General features: G+C 40.1%; 12 protein-coding genes and 3 pseudogenes. 12 read left to right on the forward strand and 3 right to left on the reverse strand.

What is annotated here, in order from left to right:
* Positions 1–20 precede the first annotated feature (20 nt).
* The 6 genes and pseudogenes from BW961_RS09825 to BW961_RS09850 form a co-directional block, all read left to right on the forward strand.
* A pseudogene (locus BW961_RS09825) lies at positions 21–209 on the forward strand (GMP synthase (glutamine-hydrolyzing)); the annotation flags it as partial.
* A 223-nt stretch (positions 210–432) separates the two neighbouring features.
* Positions 433–2745, forward strand: coding sequence for a type IA DNA topoisomerase (locus tag BW961_RS09830; protein WP_068585302.1), 2313 nt, complete (start codon positions 433–435; stop codon positions 2743–2745).
* Positions 2746–2857: 112 nt separating this feature from the next.
* Positions 2858–3751 (forward strand): annotated as a pseudogene (locus tag BW961_RS09835) (IS1595 family transposase).
* 93 nt (positions 3752–3844) lie between these two features.
* Complete coding sequence (locus tag BW961_RS29855) at positions 3845–4006, forward strand: topoisomerase C-terminal repeat-containing protein (RefSeq protein ID WP_280175194.1); 162 nt, start codon at positions 3845–3847, stop codon at positions 4004–4006.
* Positions 4007–4378: 372 nt separating this feature from the next.
* Positions 4379–5755: pseudogene (locus BW961_RS09845) on the forward strand (transposase).
* 215 nt (positions 5756–5970) lie between these two features.
* Positions 5971–8013, forward strand: a complete 2043-nt coding sequence (locus tag BW961_RS09850) for a type IA DNA topoisomerase (protein ID WP_082867468.1) — start codon at positions 5971–5973, stop codon at positions 8011–8013.
* A 63-nt stretch (positions 8014–8076) separates the two neighbouring features.
* Here the strand turns inward: BW961_RS09850 and BW961_RS09855 are convergent, their stop codons facing one another.
* Positions 8077–8838: an HAD family hydrolase gene (locus BW961_RS09855; RefSeq protein ID WP_139331595.1), complete on the reverse strand. Its 762-nt coding sequence runs from the start codon at positions 8836–8838 to the stop codon at positions 8077–8079.
* Positions 8839–8851: 13 nt separating this feature from the next.
* Complete coding sequence (locus tag BW961_RS09860) at positions 8852–9772, reverse strand: helix-turn-helix domain-containing protein (RefSeq protein ID WP_068585294.1); 921 nt, start codon at positions 9770–9772, stop codon at positions 8852–8854.
* Between the two features lie 121 nt (positions 9773–9893).
* Between BW961_RS09860 and BW961_RS09865 the strand changes: the two genes are divergently transcribed.
* The 5 genes from BW961_RS09865 to BW961_RS09885 all read left to right on the forward strand — a co-directional run bounded on the left by BW961_RS09865 (position 9894) and on the right by BW961_RS09885 (position 15340).
* A complete protein-coding gene (locus BW961_RS09865; protein ID WP_068586058.1) occupies positions 9894–11066 on the forward strand; it encodes an MFS transporter in 1173 nt (390 codons plus the stop codon).
* Positions 11067–11140: 74 nt separating this feature from the next.
* Positions 11141–11866 carry a phosphonate ABC transporter ATP-binding protein gene (locus BW961_RS09870; protein ID WP_068585290.1) on the forward strand — a complete coding sequence of 242 codons (726 nt, stop codon included), beginning with the start codon at positions 11141–11143 and terminating at the stop codon, positions 11864–11866.
* Between the two features lie 56 nt (positions 11867–11922).
* A complete protein-coding gene (locus BW961_RS09875) occupies positions 11923–13221 on the forward strand; it encodes an FG-GAP-like repeat-containing protein (RefSeq protein WP_244555916.1) in 1299 nt (432 codons plus the stop codon).
* Between the two features lie 2 nt (positions 13222–13223).
* Positions 13224–13922, forward strand: a complete 699-nt coding sequence (locus tag BW961_RS09880) for a response regulator transcription factor (protein WP_068585287.1) — start codon at positions 13224–13226, stop codon at positions 13920–13922.
* A complete protein-coding gene (locus BW961_RS09885) occupies positions 13919–15340 on the forward strand; it encodes a sensor histidine kinase (protein ID WP_068585282.1) in 1422 nt (473 codons plus the stop codon). Before BW961_RS09880 ends, BW961_RS09885 begins: the two co-directional genes overlap by 4 nt.
* 78 nt (positions 15341–15418) lie before the next feature.
* Here BW961_RS09885 and BW961_RS09890 read toward each other — a convergent pair whose 3' ends face one another.
* On the reverse strand, positions 15419–16630 hold the full coding sequence (locus BW961_RS09890; RefSeq protein WP_068585279.1) for a glucose-1-phosphate adenylyltransferase: 1212 nt from the start codon (positions 16628–16630) through the stop codon (positions 15419–15421).
* A 171-nt stretch (positions 16631–16801) separates the two neighbouring features.
* Here BW961_RS09890 and glgB point away from each other — a divergent pair, with 171 nt between their 5' ends.
* On the forward strand, positions 16802–18736 hold the full coding sequence (gene glgB, locus BW961_RS09895; protein WP_244555917.1) for a 1,4-alpha-glucan branching protein GlgB: 1935 nt from the start codon (positions 16802–16804) through the stop codon (positions 18734–18736).
* Positions 18737–18742: the final 6 nt, after the last annotated feature.

An 18742-nucleotide genomic window follows, 5' to 3' on the forward strand; every position in this document is an offset into this window, starting at 1 on the left:
ATAGTAATTTACTCTATGGCAGAACGTATTCATACGCTGTAGGTATCCGTACAGTGACGTCCATCGACGGCATGACAGCTGACTGGGTGCGTATACCGTGGGTGGTGCTTGAGAAAATCTCGGTTCGTATCGTAAACGAAGTTGAGAACGTGAATTGTATCGTGTACGACATCACTTCGAAACCGCCGGCGTCGATCGAGTGGGAATAATTTGTTCGAATAAAAAAGTAATTTGATTTTTGCTCGGTTAGTGAAAATTCAAAACTAATTACCTTACTGAATTAATATTTACTTACCAATCCGCAGATGATATAATAATGGCAAATAAGAAAGTATCGCTTAAAAGGTCCAGAGGGAGTAGCTCGGGCCTTTTTTGTTTGCAGTTTTCATTCTTAACTTTGAGTAGATATATTAATTAAGGAGCGATAATCTGTTGAAGACATTAATTATTGCGGAAAAACCGGATATGGGACGGAATATAGCTGCCGCAATAGATCCTAAAGCAAAAAATAACCGTTCTTATCTAGAAGGCGAACAGTATATTATTACTTGGGCAATTGGGCATTTAATTGGTTTAGCTGAACCAGATGCTTATGATGATAAGTACAAGAAGTGGAACATAAACGATTTACCAATTATTCCTGATAATTTTAAGTTAGTTCCCAATAAAAATACAGTTGATCAACTTAAAATTATTGCTGATTTAGCTAAAAGATGCGATTTGGTAGTCAATTCTTGCGATGCCGGAAGAGAAGGCCAGTATATCTTTTCGCTAGTCCAGAGATATCTAATGTTAAGTCAACCAGTTAAACGATTATGGATTTCTGATTTAACTCCAGAAACAATCAGAAAAGGTTTTTCTGAGCTTAAAGATAGTTCTGAATATGAAAACTTAACAAAAGCTGCAACTGCCCGAAGTGAAGCAGATTGGCTGATTGGTATGAATGGTTCGAGAGCTTTTACGACTAAGCATAATGTTTTGCTCTCTGTTGGCCGCGTACAAACACCCGTGCTTGCTCTTATTTATGACCGTCAGAAACAAATTGAGGCATTTTCATCGCTCAAATTTTATGAACTTGAGGGTTATTTCATTCAAGGTGATATTTCGTATAGAGGCATTTGGCAAGGAGAACGATTTACTGACGGAGAAAAAGCAAATTCGATTGCGACCAAGGTCAAAGGAAAGCCAGTAATAATTAATTCCTATGAAGTTAAGGAAACGAAAGAATTTCCATTTAAGTTGTATGATTTGACTTTGTTGCAACGAGAAGCAAATGCGAAATATGCCTTTTCAGCTAAGAAGACATTGGACCTTGCGCAAGCGTTGTATGAAAAGCATAAAGTGATATCTTACCCAAGAACCAATTCCAACTATGTAACCGAGCAAAATATCCCGGACATGCATAAATCTTTAAATGCCTTACAGGGCACAGCATACCATGAGCTTGTTCAAGGTGCTAATCGTAATCTTGTTAATATAAATAATAAATTTATTTGTAATCCATCAAAGGTCGAAGATCACCATGCGATTTTACCAACCAATAAAAAGGCAACATCACTTAATCCAGATGAACAGAAACTATATGATTTAATTGTGAGGCGTTTTTTGTCGCAATTCTATCCACCTGCATTCTATAAGGTACATACAGTACTGACAGAAGTTGAGAACGAGATCTTTAAGACAACTGTTAAAGAGCTGCTCTCGCTTGGGTGGAAAGTTATTTATGCTGATCAAAAAAAGGAAAAGGCAAAGATTCAAAAAGGGAAAGAAAAAGATGAAGAAGAGGATGAAGAAGTAGAAGTTAGTGAACCATTTTCAATTAATGCGCAAGGGGAAGTCCAATGTTTGGATGCAATAGTGAAGGAGAAAGACACACAACCGCCTAAGCACTTTAATGAGGGAACATTGCTGAAGGCGATGGAAAGTGCTGGTAAACAAATTGAAGATGATGAGCTTCGCGACGCAATGAAAGACTCTGGTCTTGGAACGCCAGCAACTCGTGCAGCTACAATCGAGAGGCTGAAAAATGTTGGATATGTAGAGATGCAGGGAAAAAAAATTCAAATTACTCAGAAGGGCCGAACCGCAATTGAATTGATTAGGGGCGCAGGAATTGAACTTTTAACCTCACCTGAAATGACAGGACAATGGGAACGTAGACTGAATGAGATATCTCGTGGAACTGCATCAAATGATCAATTCATGGAGAATGTGAAAAAATTTGCCACTAGAATTGTCGAAAAAGTTCGAGTGCAATCTCGCGCATCTAAGACCTCCTTTGAGAGTGAGACCCCAACTAGGGTAGCTACCACTAAAGAACGGCGTAAAATCAGTAACCAAAGTTCAGACAATGCAAATTCGGAAAAAAGCCCTAATGATAAAAGCGTTTCAAACGTGACAAGTCGTCGATCGACTGCCAAAAAGACTAAATTGCTAGAAGAAAATAGTTCCGAGTCTACTAATACATCGCCAAGTGTAATTGCCAGGTGCCCAAGAAAGGGCTGCAATGGTCTAATTTTCATGGGTCGTAAGGGTTATGGATGTTCCAAATATAAGGAAGGCTGTAAATTTGTTATCTGGAAGGAAAACTTCGGACGAAATTTGACAGATGCTCAGGTTAAATCTTTAATTGAAAAAGGTAAAACTGGCAAACTAAAGCTTTTACGAGAGGATGGATCATCAGTTGATGCACGCTTAATAATTATGAATGCTGAGGCTGGTGAGCCAATCCTCAAAATTGAATAAGGTTTTTTGATTATCCAGTTAGCTCAGGGACGTCTTTTAATGCGAACTAATGTTTGGTATAATGAAATCAAACATGCGTTCGTGAGTGATTTCTATGGCAAAGCAATAATCGATGAATCTTATTCAATTTCAAAAGAAGTTTCAAACTGAGGAATCTTGCCATCAGCATTTGTTCAAGATGAAGTGGCCTGAGAGATATCGCTGCCCAAAATGCCAGCACCAGAAGGCTTACGAAATCAAGACTCGTAATTCACCTCTTTACGAGTGTACGAATTGCCAACACCAAACAACCGTGATCGCCGGAACGATTTTCGAAAAGACAAGAACGGATTTGGTCAAATGGTTTTGGGCTATTTACTTGATCGCTCAAGACAAACGTGGCGTTTCGGCTACTTACCTGTCCGACGAACTCGACATTGCCTATCAAACTGCCTGGACGATTCAGCACAAAGTTCGTAAGGCGATGGGAGAACGTGACGCTGCCTATGCCCTTGCTGGTATCGTCGAACTCGACGAAGCTTTTTTCGGAGCGCCCACGGAAGGCGGTAAACGCGGGCGCGGCATCGAACAAACTACCGTGCTTGTAGCATTATCAATCGACAAGAAGGGTTGCCCGAAATACCTGAAAATGCAGGTCATTCCTGACGTCAAAGGAACGACGCTCACTGATTTTGCAACCACGCACATTGAAGCTGGGTCAACTATTGCCAGCGATAGATATCGTTCTTACCAAGCTTTGACCAAAAATGGCTTCCACCCTGAAGCCAAAAAGTACGACCTGAAAGAAAATCCAGATCATCTAAAGTGGCTCCACACGATCATCTCTAATGCGAAAGCTATTATTGGTGGTACCTAACACGGCTTAGATCCTAAGCACCTACAAGCATATCTCGATGGATTTTGATATCGATTCAACCGCCGAGAGGTCAAGAACGAGTTATTCAATAGGCTAGTTCATTGTTGCCTATGGTCTACGACGATTACCTATCCTGAGCTAGTTGGATAATCAAATAAGGTTTTATTAACTATTTGTTAATTTAAGTGACATAAATCAAGATGATCCAACAGATGACAAAGGAACTGATTTTAGTTGTACGGTTTGACTCCATGTGATTTTACTTTTCACAAAAAAGTGCTAGGGAAGTCAATATCAGAAACGCAGATAAGGAACTTTTTGGAAAGGAGAAAAACAACCCTTGTTAAGGGGGTTACAAAAGGCGAGAAAACGTTCGAAGCAGCACTTAATTGGAATATGTTATAAGATAAGGTTTCCTTCGAACTTAAACCAAAGTAAAACAAATGAAGCATGGTATTGACAAGATAGAACAGTATTTTATAAATTAGACATATACGACGGTTATTACTTTATGCGAGATGTTTCAATAGTGATATAGTGACATCGAGCTCTAGCCAAGCGGCCAAAGAGCACTTGTAAGATTTCGTTTTAGGATTCTATTGAATCTTAGGCGATTTCTTTTGAGTTGCTCTTTTTTAGTTTTTATAAATGAATGAATTTCATAATTCAAAAGCCTTACCACACCTGAGTTTTTAAGACGCAAAAAAGGGAGTACCACCCCAAATCTCGAAGTGTTTAGTACCGCTACCACACACCTGAGAGAGGGCTGAACTCCCGATGTATAGTATTCGCCAAGAAGAGCTATTCTCCCTGCACGAATTATTAGAAATGTCACCCAAAGATACGTACACCCTTGTCTTTGAAACACTCGACATTTCGCCATTCTTGAAATTAGTATCTAAAAAGAGCTTAAATGGAAAACCGACACAGCTAAATTATGCTGCCATGTTAGTTTCTTTGTTCGTCCGTGTTATGGAGCGAATTCCGACGATGAAAGACCTCATCAAAAGATTGGCCAGAAGCGTGGAATTCAGCACGCAATGTGGTTTTACCGGTTCAGACCGAATCCCAAGCAAGCATCCTTTAGCAGAATGATTCGTAAACTGCAAAATTCCGCTGTCTTTCAGGAGACACATAACAAGCTCATCCATCAGGCTTTTCAAGAAGGGTTTATTGACGCAACGATTATTGCCATGGATGCTACTCATATCGAGGCCAGAGATCGCCATCCTGAAAAGGAATCACAATCCACGGATAACACAGATGAATTGCTGACTGAACTTCCAAAGAAAAAGCGCGGACGCAAGTCCAAGGCCGAGCGGGATCAGTGGCTGAAAGAGCAAGCAGAGTTAGAAGCCAATCGGCCTTTGTTTGAGAAAAAGGTCGAAGAACAGCTTCAACACTCGTTTTCTGAGTTAAATAAGCAGATTCCACTTTCGCCTGAATGGGGCATTAAAAAGAACTCGGAAGGCAAGAATGTGTTTTGGTATGGATTTAAAGGGCATCTGCTCGTTGACTCTAAAAGTCAATATATCCTTACGGCGCTCCTATCTTCAGGAAACATCAACGATGGTAAAATGGGCGATTCCCTTGCTTAAATCGCTGTCGGAGTTTTATCCATATCTTAAAGTGGATTACGTGCTTGCAGATGCGGGCTACGATCTCGTACCCATTTTCCAGCAAGCGCAAGTTCTAGGAGCTTATGCACTCATCGATTACAACAAACGAAATGAACAACCCGTCGAAGGAAAAGATAAGTATTTTCGCCCTACCTGCAAAGAAGGAAAGAGCTATAGGTACGATAGTTTCGATCCCAAGTATGAAACGCTCAAGTACACGTCACCAAAGGAATGTGAGAGTTGTCCATTTAACGATGGGGAATGCCAGAGAGTGCATAAAGTAAAAGTGGAATCTGATATTCGTAAATATACCGTTCCAGCTCGAGGTAGTGACCGTTACTACGAGTTATATAAAAAACGAACAGCAGTTGAGCGTGTCAACGCTTATCTGAAGGAGTATTTTCAGCTCAACAACATTTGTCATCGAGGAAAGCTGGCTAGTGTTGACTTTCAGTTATCCTGTTTGATTTATACAGCATGCAAATTAACAGTTGATCGTGTTAGAAAGAAACAATCCCACAAGACTGCAGCATAATTTTTTTCAAAATTAGACCTCCAAATTTGGATTAGCACAATCTTTATTCAAAAACATTATGAAATTGATTCAAATATAAAAATTAAGTTGAAAATAGAAGCAGCATTCATGAAAAATATCGATGAATAAATATACGTTATTCTGTATGCAACTATTTCAGGGTGGATCTCAATTAAGTTATAAAAGCTAAAAATCCCTATGCAAGAGGTGGATCTATGAAATTATCAGATGCCGATGGATGTAATAGGACGGGATTTATAAAGGGTTTTTCTCATAAATGCATATGCGAACTTTCCATTAGTGAGGATATATTTTCGCTTATTCAGCGGCATTTACAACTAAGTCAGCCTGTCAAAAGACTATGGATTTCGGATTTGACCCCTGAAACGATACGAAAAGGTTTTGCTGAGTTAAAAGAAGGTTCTGAGTATGAGAACTTAACGAAAGCTGCAAGGGCACGTAGTGAAGCGGATTGGTTAATTGGTATGAATGGATCGCGTGCTTTCACAACTAAACATAATGTGCTGCTATCTGTAGGGAGGGTACAGACGCCTGTACTTGCACTAATCTATGATCGACAGAAGCAGATTGAAGCCTTCGACTCCTTAAAGTTCTTTGAACTTGAAGGATATTTCACGCAGAACGACTACACATACAAGGCCATGTGGCAGGGTGACCGGATGACGGATCAAGCCAAAGTTGAAGCGCTAGCCGCCAAGGTGAAGGGCAAGCAGGGGCGAATTGCAACATACGATGTAAAGGACACCAAAGAGTATCCGAACAAATTGTACGATTTGACGCTGCTGCAACGTGAAGCGAATGCGAAGTACTCTTTTTCTGCGAAGAAAACATTGGATACGGCACAGGCACTTTATGAGAAACACAAGGTGATATCCTATCCACGTACGAATTCTAACTATGTGACGGAGCAAAACATTCCGGAAATGCACAAAACCTTATCAGTTCTGCAAAGTACATCCTACGGAGACCTAGTGGCGGGTGCAGATCGGAGCATCGTTCATAAAGGGAATAAATCCATTTGTAATCCAACGAAAGTAGAAGATCACCATGCTATTCTTCCAACTCACCGTAAAGCTGCAAATCTTAGCCCGGACGAGCAGAAGCTCTATGATTTGATCGTGCGGAGATTTCTATCACAATTCTACCCACCGGCTGAATATAAAGTACATACCGTCATGACCGAGGTGGAAGGTGAGACATTCAAAACAACCGTGAAAGAATTGCTTAGTCTAGGGTGGAAGGTCGTAACTGCCGATCAGAAGAAGGACCCAGTTAAGAAGTCTAAAGGCAAAGATAAGGACGACGATGACGAAGAAGAGACGGAAGTCAACGAACCTTTCATGATACAACCTAAAGATGATGTAACTTGTACGGATGCGATTGTCAAAGAAAAGGATACTCAACCTCCTAAGCACTATACCGAAGGGACGCTACTTAAAGCGATGGAAAGTGCGGGCAAACAGATCGAGAATGAAGAGTTACGTGATGCAATGAAGGATTCCGGACTGGGTACACCTGCAACGCGTGCAGCAACCATTGAACGATTGAAAAGTGTCGGTTATGTAGATATGCAGGGGAAGAGAATTCAAATTACGCAAAAAGGGCGTACCGTTATCGAGTTAATTCGAGGTGCTGGGATTGAACTGCTTACTTCACCTGAAATGACAGGGCAATGGGAACGAAGATTGAATGAGATCTCACGGGGTACGGCATCCGATGAACAATTCATGGGGAACGTTAAGAAGTTCGCAACGATGATTGTCGATAAGGTTCGTGTACAATCTAGAGCCTCGAAGACAATGTTTGAGAGCGAGGATTCCGCACAGAAACCTGCTGCGAAGAAGCGCACGACTGCTCAATCTACTGGAACTACAAAGCCTGCGACGAAAAGTAGACAAGCGAGTACTTCAAGTAGTGCCAAGTCAGCGGAATCAATGAAACCTGCTGAGCAGAAAAATTCGGCACCGACAATCATATCGAAGTGTCCCCGACCTGGTTGTGGGGGAATGATCTTCATGGGACGTAAAGGATATGGCTGTTCTCACTACAAAGAAGGCTGCAAATTTGTCATTTGGAAAGAGAATTTCGGACGTGTATTAACAGATGCACAAGTGAAGGCGTTAATTGAAAAGGGTAAGACGAGTAAAGTGAAACTTTCACTCGAAGATGGAACACCAAGTGATGCCCGTCTAGTCATTAAAAGTTTAGAGACGGGTGAACTCACGATTGAACCATAATACGATTAACAGTTGAGGTCATATTCACATTCATTACGCTTAAATTAAAAACAACGGATCCCTTTAATTGAGGGTCCGTTGTTTATTTTCTTGCTCTATTTTGTGGTCAATCATTTCTGGGACTTCCTCAATGGATGAAACGGTGTATAGAATATGGTCTGGAGAACTTTCAAGCTCAACAATGTTATATTCCCATTCATTCGAAATCTGGATATGAATACTTGCAATCCCAGCAGTTAGTGCGGGAATGACGTCTGTTCGAAGGGAATTTCCAATCATCCAAGTAGAGGAACGATCAAAAAGACCACTTTGTAAAATTTGTTCTAAGGCTTGTGTATTTTTATGCTCACGAATATAAATTCGCTCATCGAAATACATATTTAATTTCATTTGATCAATCTTCCGTTGTTGAATGGCAGTCTCGCCACCTGTATAGAGGTAAAGTTGATGCCCATCACTTTTTAAGGATTCAAGAGTCTCAATCATTCGAGGATAGGGTTCCACTTCCAGATCATAAACACTAAGTCCTAATTTCATCAACTGATCTTCCTCTTGAGGATTAATCAGACGAGGACACTTTTGACTGAAATACCGATACGTATTGATGAGAGATGCAGGGAAGTTACCACTTTTAAATCCAACGTTGTGGACAGAGGCAATATCGATCTCAATTTGCTTTTGACGAATCTCCGTGGTTGTTAATTCATATTCTGAGAACCATTGTTGGATTAATGCATTAAATTCGTCTAAAATCAGTCCGAAATATTTATTGCAATGAATGAGTGTATCATCCAGATCAAATAGAATTTGTTGACGTGTATTCACGTATGAATCACTCCTAAAGATGTATATACGTTTCTAAGAATATCTGAAGTTCTGCAACGCCATCTGGACGAATACTGTATTTCTCAGTGTCGTGATTACCGAGATGGATGCGTAGAAATCCAGCTACTCGAAGGATTCTAAGGTGATGCCTTAGTGTCTCTACAGGTTGCGATAAATCACGTTGCATATCGAAAAGTGACTTGGGTTGATCTCCGATATAACGAAGTAAACGAAGTCTACTCAGATCAGAGAGAGCATGTGTCATGCGAGTGAGGCACATAGGTGGTTCATCATTCTCAAGATCTTCTGGTACATCAACCGGATATTGAATGAGAAGCATATTAGTATAGAAACAAAACAGATTAATTGGACGATTGTGAACGGTGGGGAAAAGAATCACCGTATCGGTATCTGTCATATCATCCATAACGATACCAGCAGTGGCATATTCAATTAAATTTTCAGGATCCATTTTGGTTAAAAGTGTTCTTTTTTCCAAAGCATCTTCTTCAATCAGTGGTAATATATCGCCTTCAACTTCTTTGAAATAGTGGATATACCATAGTTTTAATAAGGGTACATAGTCATTTCGAATTCGTCTAGCATCATCTAACGACATGTTGGGAAGGTAAGGAGAGGATAGCTCAAACAAAGAATCGTCACTACATAACGTTAAATGTTCAAGAAAAGGCTCAACTTCATCTCCAGTCTGTCTAAGGATTGCCCATGCATATAACACATCAAAATCATCGAATGGCCAAGATGATGCGGGTGCTAATGCGTCGCGGACACTCACGGAGAGCTGATTATTAACCGTGTGAAGCCATTGGGGTCCCATATCCATGTTGTCTGTCCATTTTTTTGAAGTGTATACCATAAAACTCGCCATAAGTTCGTAGATCGATGAAACATCGACTTTTACGTTATAGTTCATGTACCCCATACCTTTCCGTCATTTCATAAAGCTTCTTATATTATGGCTTGTTCTGATAGGGCTTGTCCACTATAATGTGGAATAGTTTAAGGGGGAGAACAGGGTGTCATTAAATACTAACATGACTAATCATATGCATCAAAAAGTAACACGTACACATTATCTCATACTCATCGCTGTAATCGTAGTGGCAGGAACAACGCAAGGCTTGTTGCTTCCTGTATTAGCCATTTTTTTAGACCAGATGGGTGTATCAGAAATGATGAATGGCTTGAATGCAGCCGCACTATATATCGGATCTTTTGCGATGACACTGGTAGCTGAAAGAATATTAGGAGCTTTAGGATTTAAAAAGCTAATTGTCGGTGGGCTAGTGCTCGTACTCCTCACCTTGTTAATATTTCCATGGATACCGGATATCCGGCTATGGTTCGTACTTCGTCTGATTATTGGTATTGGAGACAGTGCACTGCATTATGCATCCCAATTGTGGGTGATTATGTCTTCCCCGGCCCAGAATAGAGGAAGAAATCTTTCGATATATGGGATGTCTTACGGCATAGGATTTAGCTTGGGGCCACTTGGGATTCAACTTCTTTCATTCGGCAAAGCGGTTCCTTTTATCGTCTTAAGTATATGTATCCTCATTGTATTGATTGTCATTTTAGTGAAACTTCCTAATGAACGTCCTGAGAAGGTCGCAGGAACTGCGAATGAGAAGCATCGATTTCGTCGTAGTTATCGAATCGCTTGGTATGCTCTTATCCCGGCATTGCTATACGGCTATATGGAAGCCAGTATGAACAGTAGTTTTCCTCTATATGGACTAAATATAGGTTTTAGTGAAGGTCAAATATCGGCATTACTTCCTGCAATCGGCATCGGTGGACTATTGCTTCAGCTACCGTTAGGAATCATGAGTGATCGATACGGAAGAAAAAGATGTTTGATGTGGTGCGGTATTGCTGGTGGGATCACCTTTGCATCCGTACCTCTGGCTGGTGATCACTTCTTGATAAATATTGTATTAATGATGTTGGCGGGAGGATTAGTTGGTTCCTTCTTCTCCTTGGGTCTTGCTTATGCGGCAGATGTATTGCCACGGGACCTACTTCCAGCAGCAAATGTAGTAGCCTTGTTTCAATTTAATATAGGTAGTATTGTTGGTCCTAGCTTGAGTGGTATATTCATGTTCTATCATTGGGAAGAAGGCATGTTTATTATGCTTGGACTCTCGTACTTGTTATTTGGATTAGCAGGTTTTTGGTTCTCGCCATCTAGACAAAGAGATTAGAACGTTTGTTCGCATAGAATTCTGTCGTCTTTTCCAATACACTATAGGAAAGGACTTAGAGGAGCGTAATCATCATGATCAAAGTAGAACATCTAACTAAATTTATAGGAATCGATAAACAAGCCATTCTTCATGATGTGAATATTCAATTCCATAAGGGCGAAATGATTACTATCGTTGGTGGTAGTGGCAGTGGAAAGAGTACATTACTCCGCTGTTTAGCTCTTCGCACGAAATGGGATGAGGGAACATTTAACGTTGATGGGGATGATATATTTAAAAACGGATTTAGTGGTAAAATAAAAATTAGACGAGAATGGGCATACTTGGAGCAAAACCCTGAGTTTAATCTCAAACGGACAGCGCTTAAAAATGTACTCATCGGTCAATCTAGTCAGACGCCATGGTGGCGTATGCTTACGGGGATGGTTCGTTCAGATGATTACATGGGAGCTATGGATGTCATTGAGAGTCTAGGGTTACTTGAGAAAGCGCATTTCAAGACAGGTCAATTAAGTGGAGGAGAACGTCAACGTATCGCGATTGCTCGTGCCTTGGTCCATGGAGCGCAGGTTATTCTAGCAGATGAACCTGTCGTGGGTCTGGATCCCAAATCCATTGAAAGTGTACTCGAACTATTAAGGGATTTATGTAAGGAAGAACGAGTGACCGTGTTGACAGTGCTTCCATTAGAACTTGCTGAAAGATATGGAACACGAATTATAGGACTTTCTAACGGTAAAATTGTGTTTGATGTTAAAGGACGCCGTCTTACACATGCTGAGAAGAATATGATCTAAATGGAATATGGTTAAATTATAGTGAATGTTCAAAAAGGTAGAAAAGAGTGATATAGGTGTATAAATCAAGCCTCATCCGGGCATGTACTGCTTGTTTGGCCTTATTTATCCTTGGTGGTTGCAGCTTTATTAGTGATCCGGTATCGCTTATGAAGAACCCTGAGATTTCAGCGGAGAATGAGACACTTCGCACATTTATTACATTACAGATTCCTAAAGGAGCACCGCTGATCCGTGCTCGAGATAACGATAACACCAGCCTAATTCGTTTCGTTGATCTTAATAATGATGGCAAGAAGGAAGTTGTTGTATTCTATGAGACCCCCGATCAAGCTGTCCAACTACATGGTTCGATCTTTGAAAATGAGGATGGGAAATGGGTACAGAAGGTAACTTTCGATGGCGAAGGTAAGGTACTGGAATCTTTGAGATTTATAGACATCACGAATGATGGTAGTATCGATATCGTTGCAGGTTTCTCAAGAGGTGATGAGGAACTTCAGAGCGGATTAGTCGTATATACTTATCATGACGGGCAACTTGAAAAAGAGTTAGAGGCACCCTACAGCCATTTTGTAATGGATGACTTAAATGAGGACGGTCTAAATGACCTCACGGTCGTGTCGTTAAAGCGCAATGAATTGGCTAGGATGACGACTTACCAGTATGAAGATGGCGGATTCATTGAACTTGATAAACTTGAATTGGATAAGAGCGTAAATAATTATTATAACGTTGTCGCAGGAAATGTAGCGAAAGACAAGAAAGGTATTATTTTAGATGCTGCAAGTGGATCAAGCTCTGGTTATTGGTATTCGGAGATGATTGTGATGATAGATAACAAGTTAACGCCTGTCCTGAATGATGATCAAACGTACAAGGATATTCAGATTTATAGTGAAGATGTCAATTCGGATGGTATATATGAAATCGGAATATTGGAGACGCCAAAAGGCTGGGAACACTTCAGTTTTGATGAGATCCCATGGTTCAATTCTTACTATCAATGGGATGGTAAAGAAGGAATGACCTTTGTAAGGCAACAATATCATGATTACAAAAATAGGTTTTTCCTGAACTTCTTCCCTCCGGAATGGCATAATAACGTAACCATTGATACCAAATCGAACAAGGATGAGTATTTGCGCTTTGTGATGGTAGACACCAACAAAACAGTTGCAGAGATCAAATTCTTCTCACAACAAGAGTGGGATAAGAATCATGGCGGTTGGGATCTACTTGTTCGTGCGAGTGATAAAATAATTGCCTATAAGAGTTACGATGTTAATCTTGAGCTGAATAAAAATAAAAAAGTGGAGTCGGATGTCGCTCCAATTGAGAGGAAAGGAAATTAAGGATGAGTAAAGTATTGATATTGGAAGATGAGGAGTCTATTCGTAGCTTTATCGTCATTAATTTAAAACGTAATGGGTTTGAAGTTGTAGAAGCCGCCGATGGGTATGAAGCCATTGAAAAATTAACAACGATACCTGATATTGATATTGCCCTCTTAGATGTCATGGTGCCGGGTATTGATGGATTTGAAGTGTGCCGACGGATTAGAGAAAGTAATGAACGGATCGGGATTATTTTCTTAACAGCTAAAGTGCAAGAACAAGATAAGGTTTATGCATTGTCTGTAGGGGCTGACGATCATGTCAGTAAACCTTTTAGCCCAACAGAATTGATCGCGCGAATTCAATCTTTGTTGAGACGTGTGAATGTTCATCGGGAAAGTTCGACGAAAGTAAGTTTTCACTCTGGACCATTCTCGCTCGATCTGATTACGAAACAATTCAAAAAGAATGCCATTTCCATTGAACTAACACCTACGGAGTTCTCACTCATTCAATTTTTCCTAGAAAAAGAGACGACGCCTTTGAGTCGTGATGTCCTCCTGGATCACGTATGGGGTAGAGAGTATATGGGAGATCCTAAGATCGTAGATGTGAATATTCGTCGTTTACGTCAAAAAATTGAAGAGAATCCTTCAGAACCAGAATTCTTGCAAACCGTATGGGGACATGGGTATAAGTGGAAGGGCACTGTGCAATGATTAAGAAGGGTATAAGCAGACAGATCGTTCTTCACTACTTTATTGTAGTGTTTACAGCGCTTCTTCTGGTGGAAGTCATTTTCTTATTAACGTTAAGAACGTATTATTACGACAGTGTATTTAATCACATATCTAAAAGTGCAGGTAACGCTAGCGATTATTACCAGAAATTCCGTCTATACGAGGAAGAAAATGTTAATTTATTGTCAGATATACTGGCGAACTTTAAATTGACGGGGACAGAACTTCAGGTTCTTGATACGAAGGGTAAAGTGTTAATTAATACGACGGAATTCCTTTCAGAGGCGTCCATTACGACAAGTGATGTCCCCCAAGCTATCTCTGGGAATATTGGTAGATGGGTAGGAAGACAACCTTCTACGAATGAGGATGTCATGGCGGTATCTAAATTAATACAATTTGGCGGGGGAGATACATACATTCTGCGCTATACTACTTCTTTAAAAACGATAAATGACAAACTTTTCAATGTGACACTACTTTCTATTTCCATTGGTGCTGGCGTATTAGCCGTTGTTCTTGCGTTTAGTATTGGGCTCGCGAATTCAATTGTTAAACCGCTGAATAATATCACAGCCGTATCTGCGCAAATGGCACAAGGGAAATATAAAGCAAGAGTGAAGGGTGATTATAAATATGAATTAGGTGAGCTAGCAAGCACGCTTAATCATATGGCTCAGGAAATTGTCAGGAGCAATCAGATTAAAGATGACTTCATCTCATCGATTTCTCATGAACTTCGAACACCGCTCACTAGTATTAAGGGTTGGAGTGAGACGATTCACTCAGGCGGATTCGATCCTGATGAGACGAAGATCGGAATGCAGATTATTTCCAAAGAGACAGAACGCCTTATTGGTTTAGTAGAAGAAATTCTGGATTTCTCCAAACTTCAACAAAATGAGATGAAACTGGTCATGGGTAATGTACCTCTCAAAGAGCTCCTTAAGGAAATCATGTTGAATATGTGGACGAAAGCAGAGAAGAAGAATATTAAGCTAATATTAGAATCAGATGAGAATCCAATTGTGTTTGGGGATGCAAATCGCCTTAAGCAAGTATTCTTAAACCTCGTTGATAATGCAATAAAATTCTCAGAAGAGCACAGTATCATCCAAATCGTGTTGAATTGTTATCCTGAACAAGTTGAAGTTGAAGTTCAAGATGTTGGATTAGGCATCAGTGAGGAGCATTTGAATAGAGTTAGAGACCGTTTCTTTCAAGTGAATCCGCTGAATGGCGGAACGGGTCTTGGTCTTGCGATATCGCAGCAACTGGTCGAACAACATCAAGGGACAATGGTCATTGAGAGTGAACTCGGTAAAGGAACCATTGTAACCGTTATGTTACCCCTTTCTAATGAGAATGATAACATCATTTACCAGAGTGTACTTTAATTACAAATTAAGTTAAAATGAACAATAAAAACAACAATAGCGAATCCCACTAGGAATTCGCTATTGTTGTTTATTTCTTTATAATCCTTGTGCACTAAGACGTGCGGATTTCTCAAGTACATCTTGTAGGAGTCGCGTAGGTTGTGTTCGTACAGTTGGTTTAGGGAATATAATCTCACGTGGACCCACTACAAGCACATGATTAGCAGATCCTTTTATTACCGAACCATCTTTTATGACAGCACCTTCACCAATGATAGCATGTTCTATAATCACGTTTCGTCCAATTTTGACATTGGGCATAATGACACTATGTTTAATTTCAGAACCATTACCAATCTCGACGCCACAAAAGATGACTGACTTCTCAGCATTACCATCTAATGTGGATGACTCAGACATCATACAATTAGAAAGGGTACCAACTTTGTCCTTGTGTTGACTGTGTTTCGTTATCCACGGACGGCTGTACATAGGCCAGTTGCTCTTATGTAACTCCCATTCAACCTTGTCATCCAATAAGTCCATATGTGCATCCCACAGGCTTTCTACCGTACCTACATCTCTCCAATAGCCATTAAAGCGGTAAGCGAACAGTGGATCTTGATTGTTTACCATCGATGGAATGATATCTTTCCCAAAGTCGTGCGTGGATTTGAGGTTAGATGCATCATCCAATAATAATTTTTTTAAATAAGACCATTTAAAAATATATATCCCCATGGAAGCTAAGTTACTTTCAGGTTGTGCTGGTTTTTCTTTGAAATCAGAGATCTGTAAATCAGCATTCGTACTTAAAATTCCAAATCGACTAGCATCTTCCCAGGGTACTTCCATGACAGAAATGGTTGCTGTAGCATCTTTACTTTTATGTTGTTGTAGCATATCACTATAATCCATATGGTAAATGTGATCACCGGAAAGAATAAGAACATGTTCTGGATTGTTGCGATCGATATATTCAATGTTCTTGTATATGGCATCTGCTGTACCTAAATACTCATGCCCCGTACGATAGGAGGGTAATAAGGAAACACCGTTGTCCCCAACCGTCTGAAGACCCCAAGGTTCGCCGTTACCAATATGTTCATGTAATGAACTAGCTTCATATTGCGTAAGGACACCTACGGTTCCGATTCCGGAGTTCACGCAGTTACTTAATGGAAAATCAATAATACGATAATGACCACCAAACGGCACTGCCGGTTTGGCCATTTCTGAAGTTAAGGGTGCTAATCTTCGGCCTTCTCCACCTGCAAGCAGCATGGCAATACATTCTTTTTTAATCAAGTTACGTCACTCCCTAATTATTATCAATGATGATCTATGTGTAAACATCTTTTAACCCACATGAAACGAGTATATTGAAATAATCATGAATTATTACAAAATTTGATGTTAAATATCATATATATTTTCAAGATGATTGGAATAGGTTAATAATAGGATGTACAAACCATAATGGAGAAGGTGATTAGTATGTTGATTCAACATAACAATTCAGTCGATGAGATTTCATCGGAAGACATATATTTATTTCATGAAGGAACTTCACATCATAGTTATCGTTTTCTTGGAGCACATCCGGCTTTAGAAGATGGACAAGTTGGTGTTCGGTTTACAGTATGGGCTCCTCATGCATCCCATGTGGGATTAGCAATCGATCAGAATGCTTGGAATGGATGTAATCATTCATTATATAAGATACCCAAATCTGGTTTTTGGACTCGCTTTTTTGCTAACATAACCCTGGGAACTATTTACAAGTACCATATCACTGGACCAGATGGTGAATCTTTTCTTAAGGCTGATCCGTACGCCTTTCAAGCTGAATTGCGACCAGCAACGGCATCCGTAGTAACGGAGATAGAAGGGTATCAATGGAATGACACGGCTTGGCGCCGAAAATTAAAGCAGCCTTTCAACAAACCACTTAACATTTATGAGGTTCATTTAGGTACTTGGAGGCAAAAAGAGGATGGTTCTTTACATTCTTACAGGGAATTGGTGGACATACTCATTCCTTATGTTAAGGACATGGGATATACACATATAGAGTTTATGCCGCTAAGTGAACATCCATACGATCTTTCGTGGGGATATCAAGGAACTGGTTTTTTTGCAGTAACGAGTCGGTTTGGTTCGCCTCATGATTTCATGTTTCTGGTGGACGAGTGTCATCAAGCAGGACTTGGTGTCATCATGGATTGGGTTCCGGCGCATTTCGCTAAAGATGCTCATGGTTTACGAATGTTTGATGGTGCACCATTATTTGAGTATAGTGATCCCTATAAGGCAGAGAAACCGGGATGGGGAACCCTTTCTTTTGATTATGGGAAACCAGAAGTTGTCTCATACCTGATTTCAAATGCACTATTTTGGCTAGATATGTTTCATATTGATGGGCTTCGAGTAGATGCTGTAACTAGCATGATTCGTCTTGATTTCGAGAAAAGGGAAGATCAATACCAGAGGAATGAAGCGGGCGGACTTGAGAATTTGGAGGCTATTTCTTTTCTACAACAACTGAATACTGCGATATTCCACTATCATCCACATACATTAATGATGGCTGAGGAATCGAGTGCTTGGCCTGGTGTTACACTTCCCGTTGAAGATCATGGATTAGGCTTTAATTACAAATGGAATATGGGATGGATGAACGATACGTTAGATTATATCGAAAGGTCCTTCTCGGAGCGTCCATCTAAACATCATTTACTAACGTTTCCGATCTGCTATGCGTTTTCCGAGAACTTTGCTCTTCCGTTGTCACACGATGAAGTGGTTCATGGGAAGAAGTCACTGTTGAACAAAATGCCGGGTAGTTATGAGGAGAAATTCGCCGGACTTCGCATTTTACTCGGTTATCAAATGACACATCCAGGCAAAAAGCTGCTATTCATGGGCGGAGAATTCGGACAATTTATTGAATGGAAAGATCAAGAGCAATTGGACTGGCTGTTGCTCGAATATGATAAACATAAGCAGACGAAAGAGTACACCTCAGATTTGAATCATTTCTATATGAATGAGAAAGCATTATGGGAATTTGATCATGGGTTTGAAGGGTATCAATGGTTAAATGCGGATGATCACTCACAGAGTGTAATTTCATATGTACGTAAAGGGAAAAAGCAAACGGATGATCTTATCATTGTTATTAATTTTCAACCTATTACACAAGAGAACTATCGTATTGGAATCATGAGAGCAGGTCAGTATCAATGTGTATTCAATAGTGATAACCTGAAATATGGGGGAGAAGGATTAATGGTGGATACTTCCGTTAAGACTGAAAAGATACCTTATCATAGTCAGAAACAGAGCGTTGTACTGACCCTTCCTCCGCTGAGTATGTTGGTCTACAAAAAGGAACCAAGAATGACGAAATGAATTTAT

It is taken from the genome of Paenibacillus macquariensis (assembly GCF_900156375.1).
Classification (GTDB): Bacteria; Bacillota; Bacilli; order Paenibacillales; family Paenibacillaceae; genus Paenibacillus_AQ; species Paenibacillus_AQ macquariensis.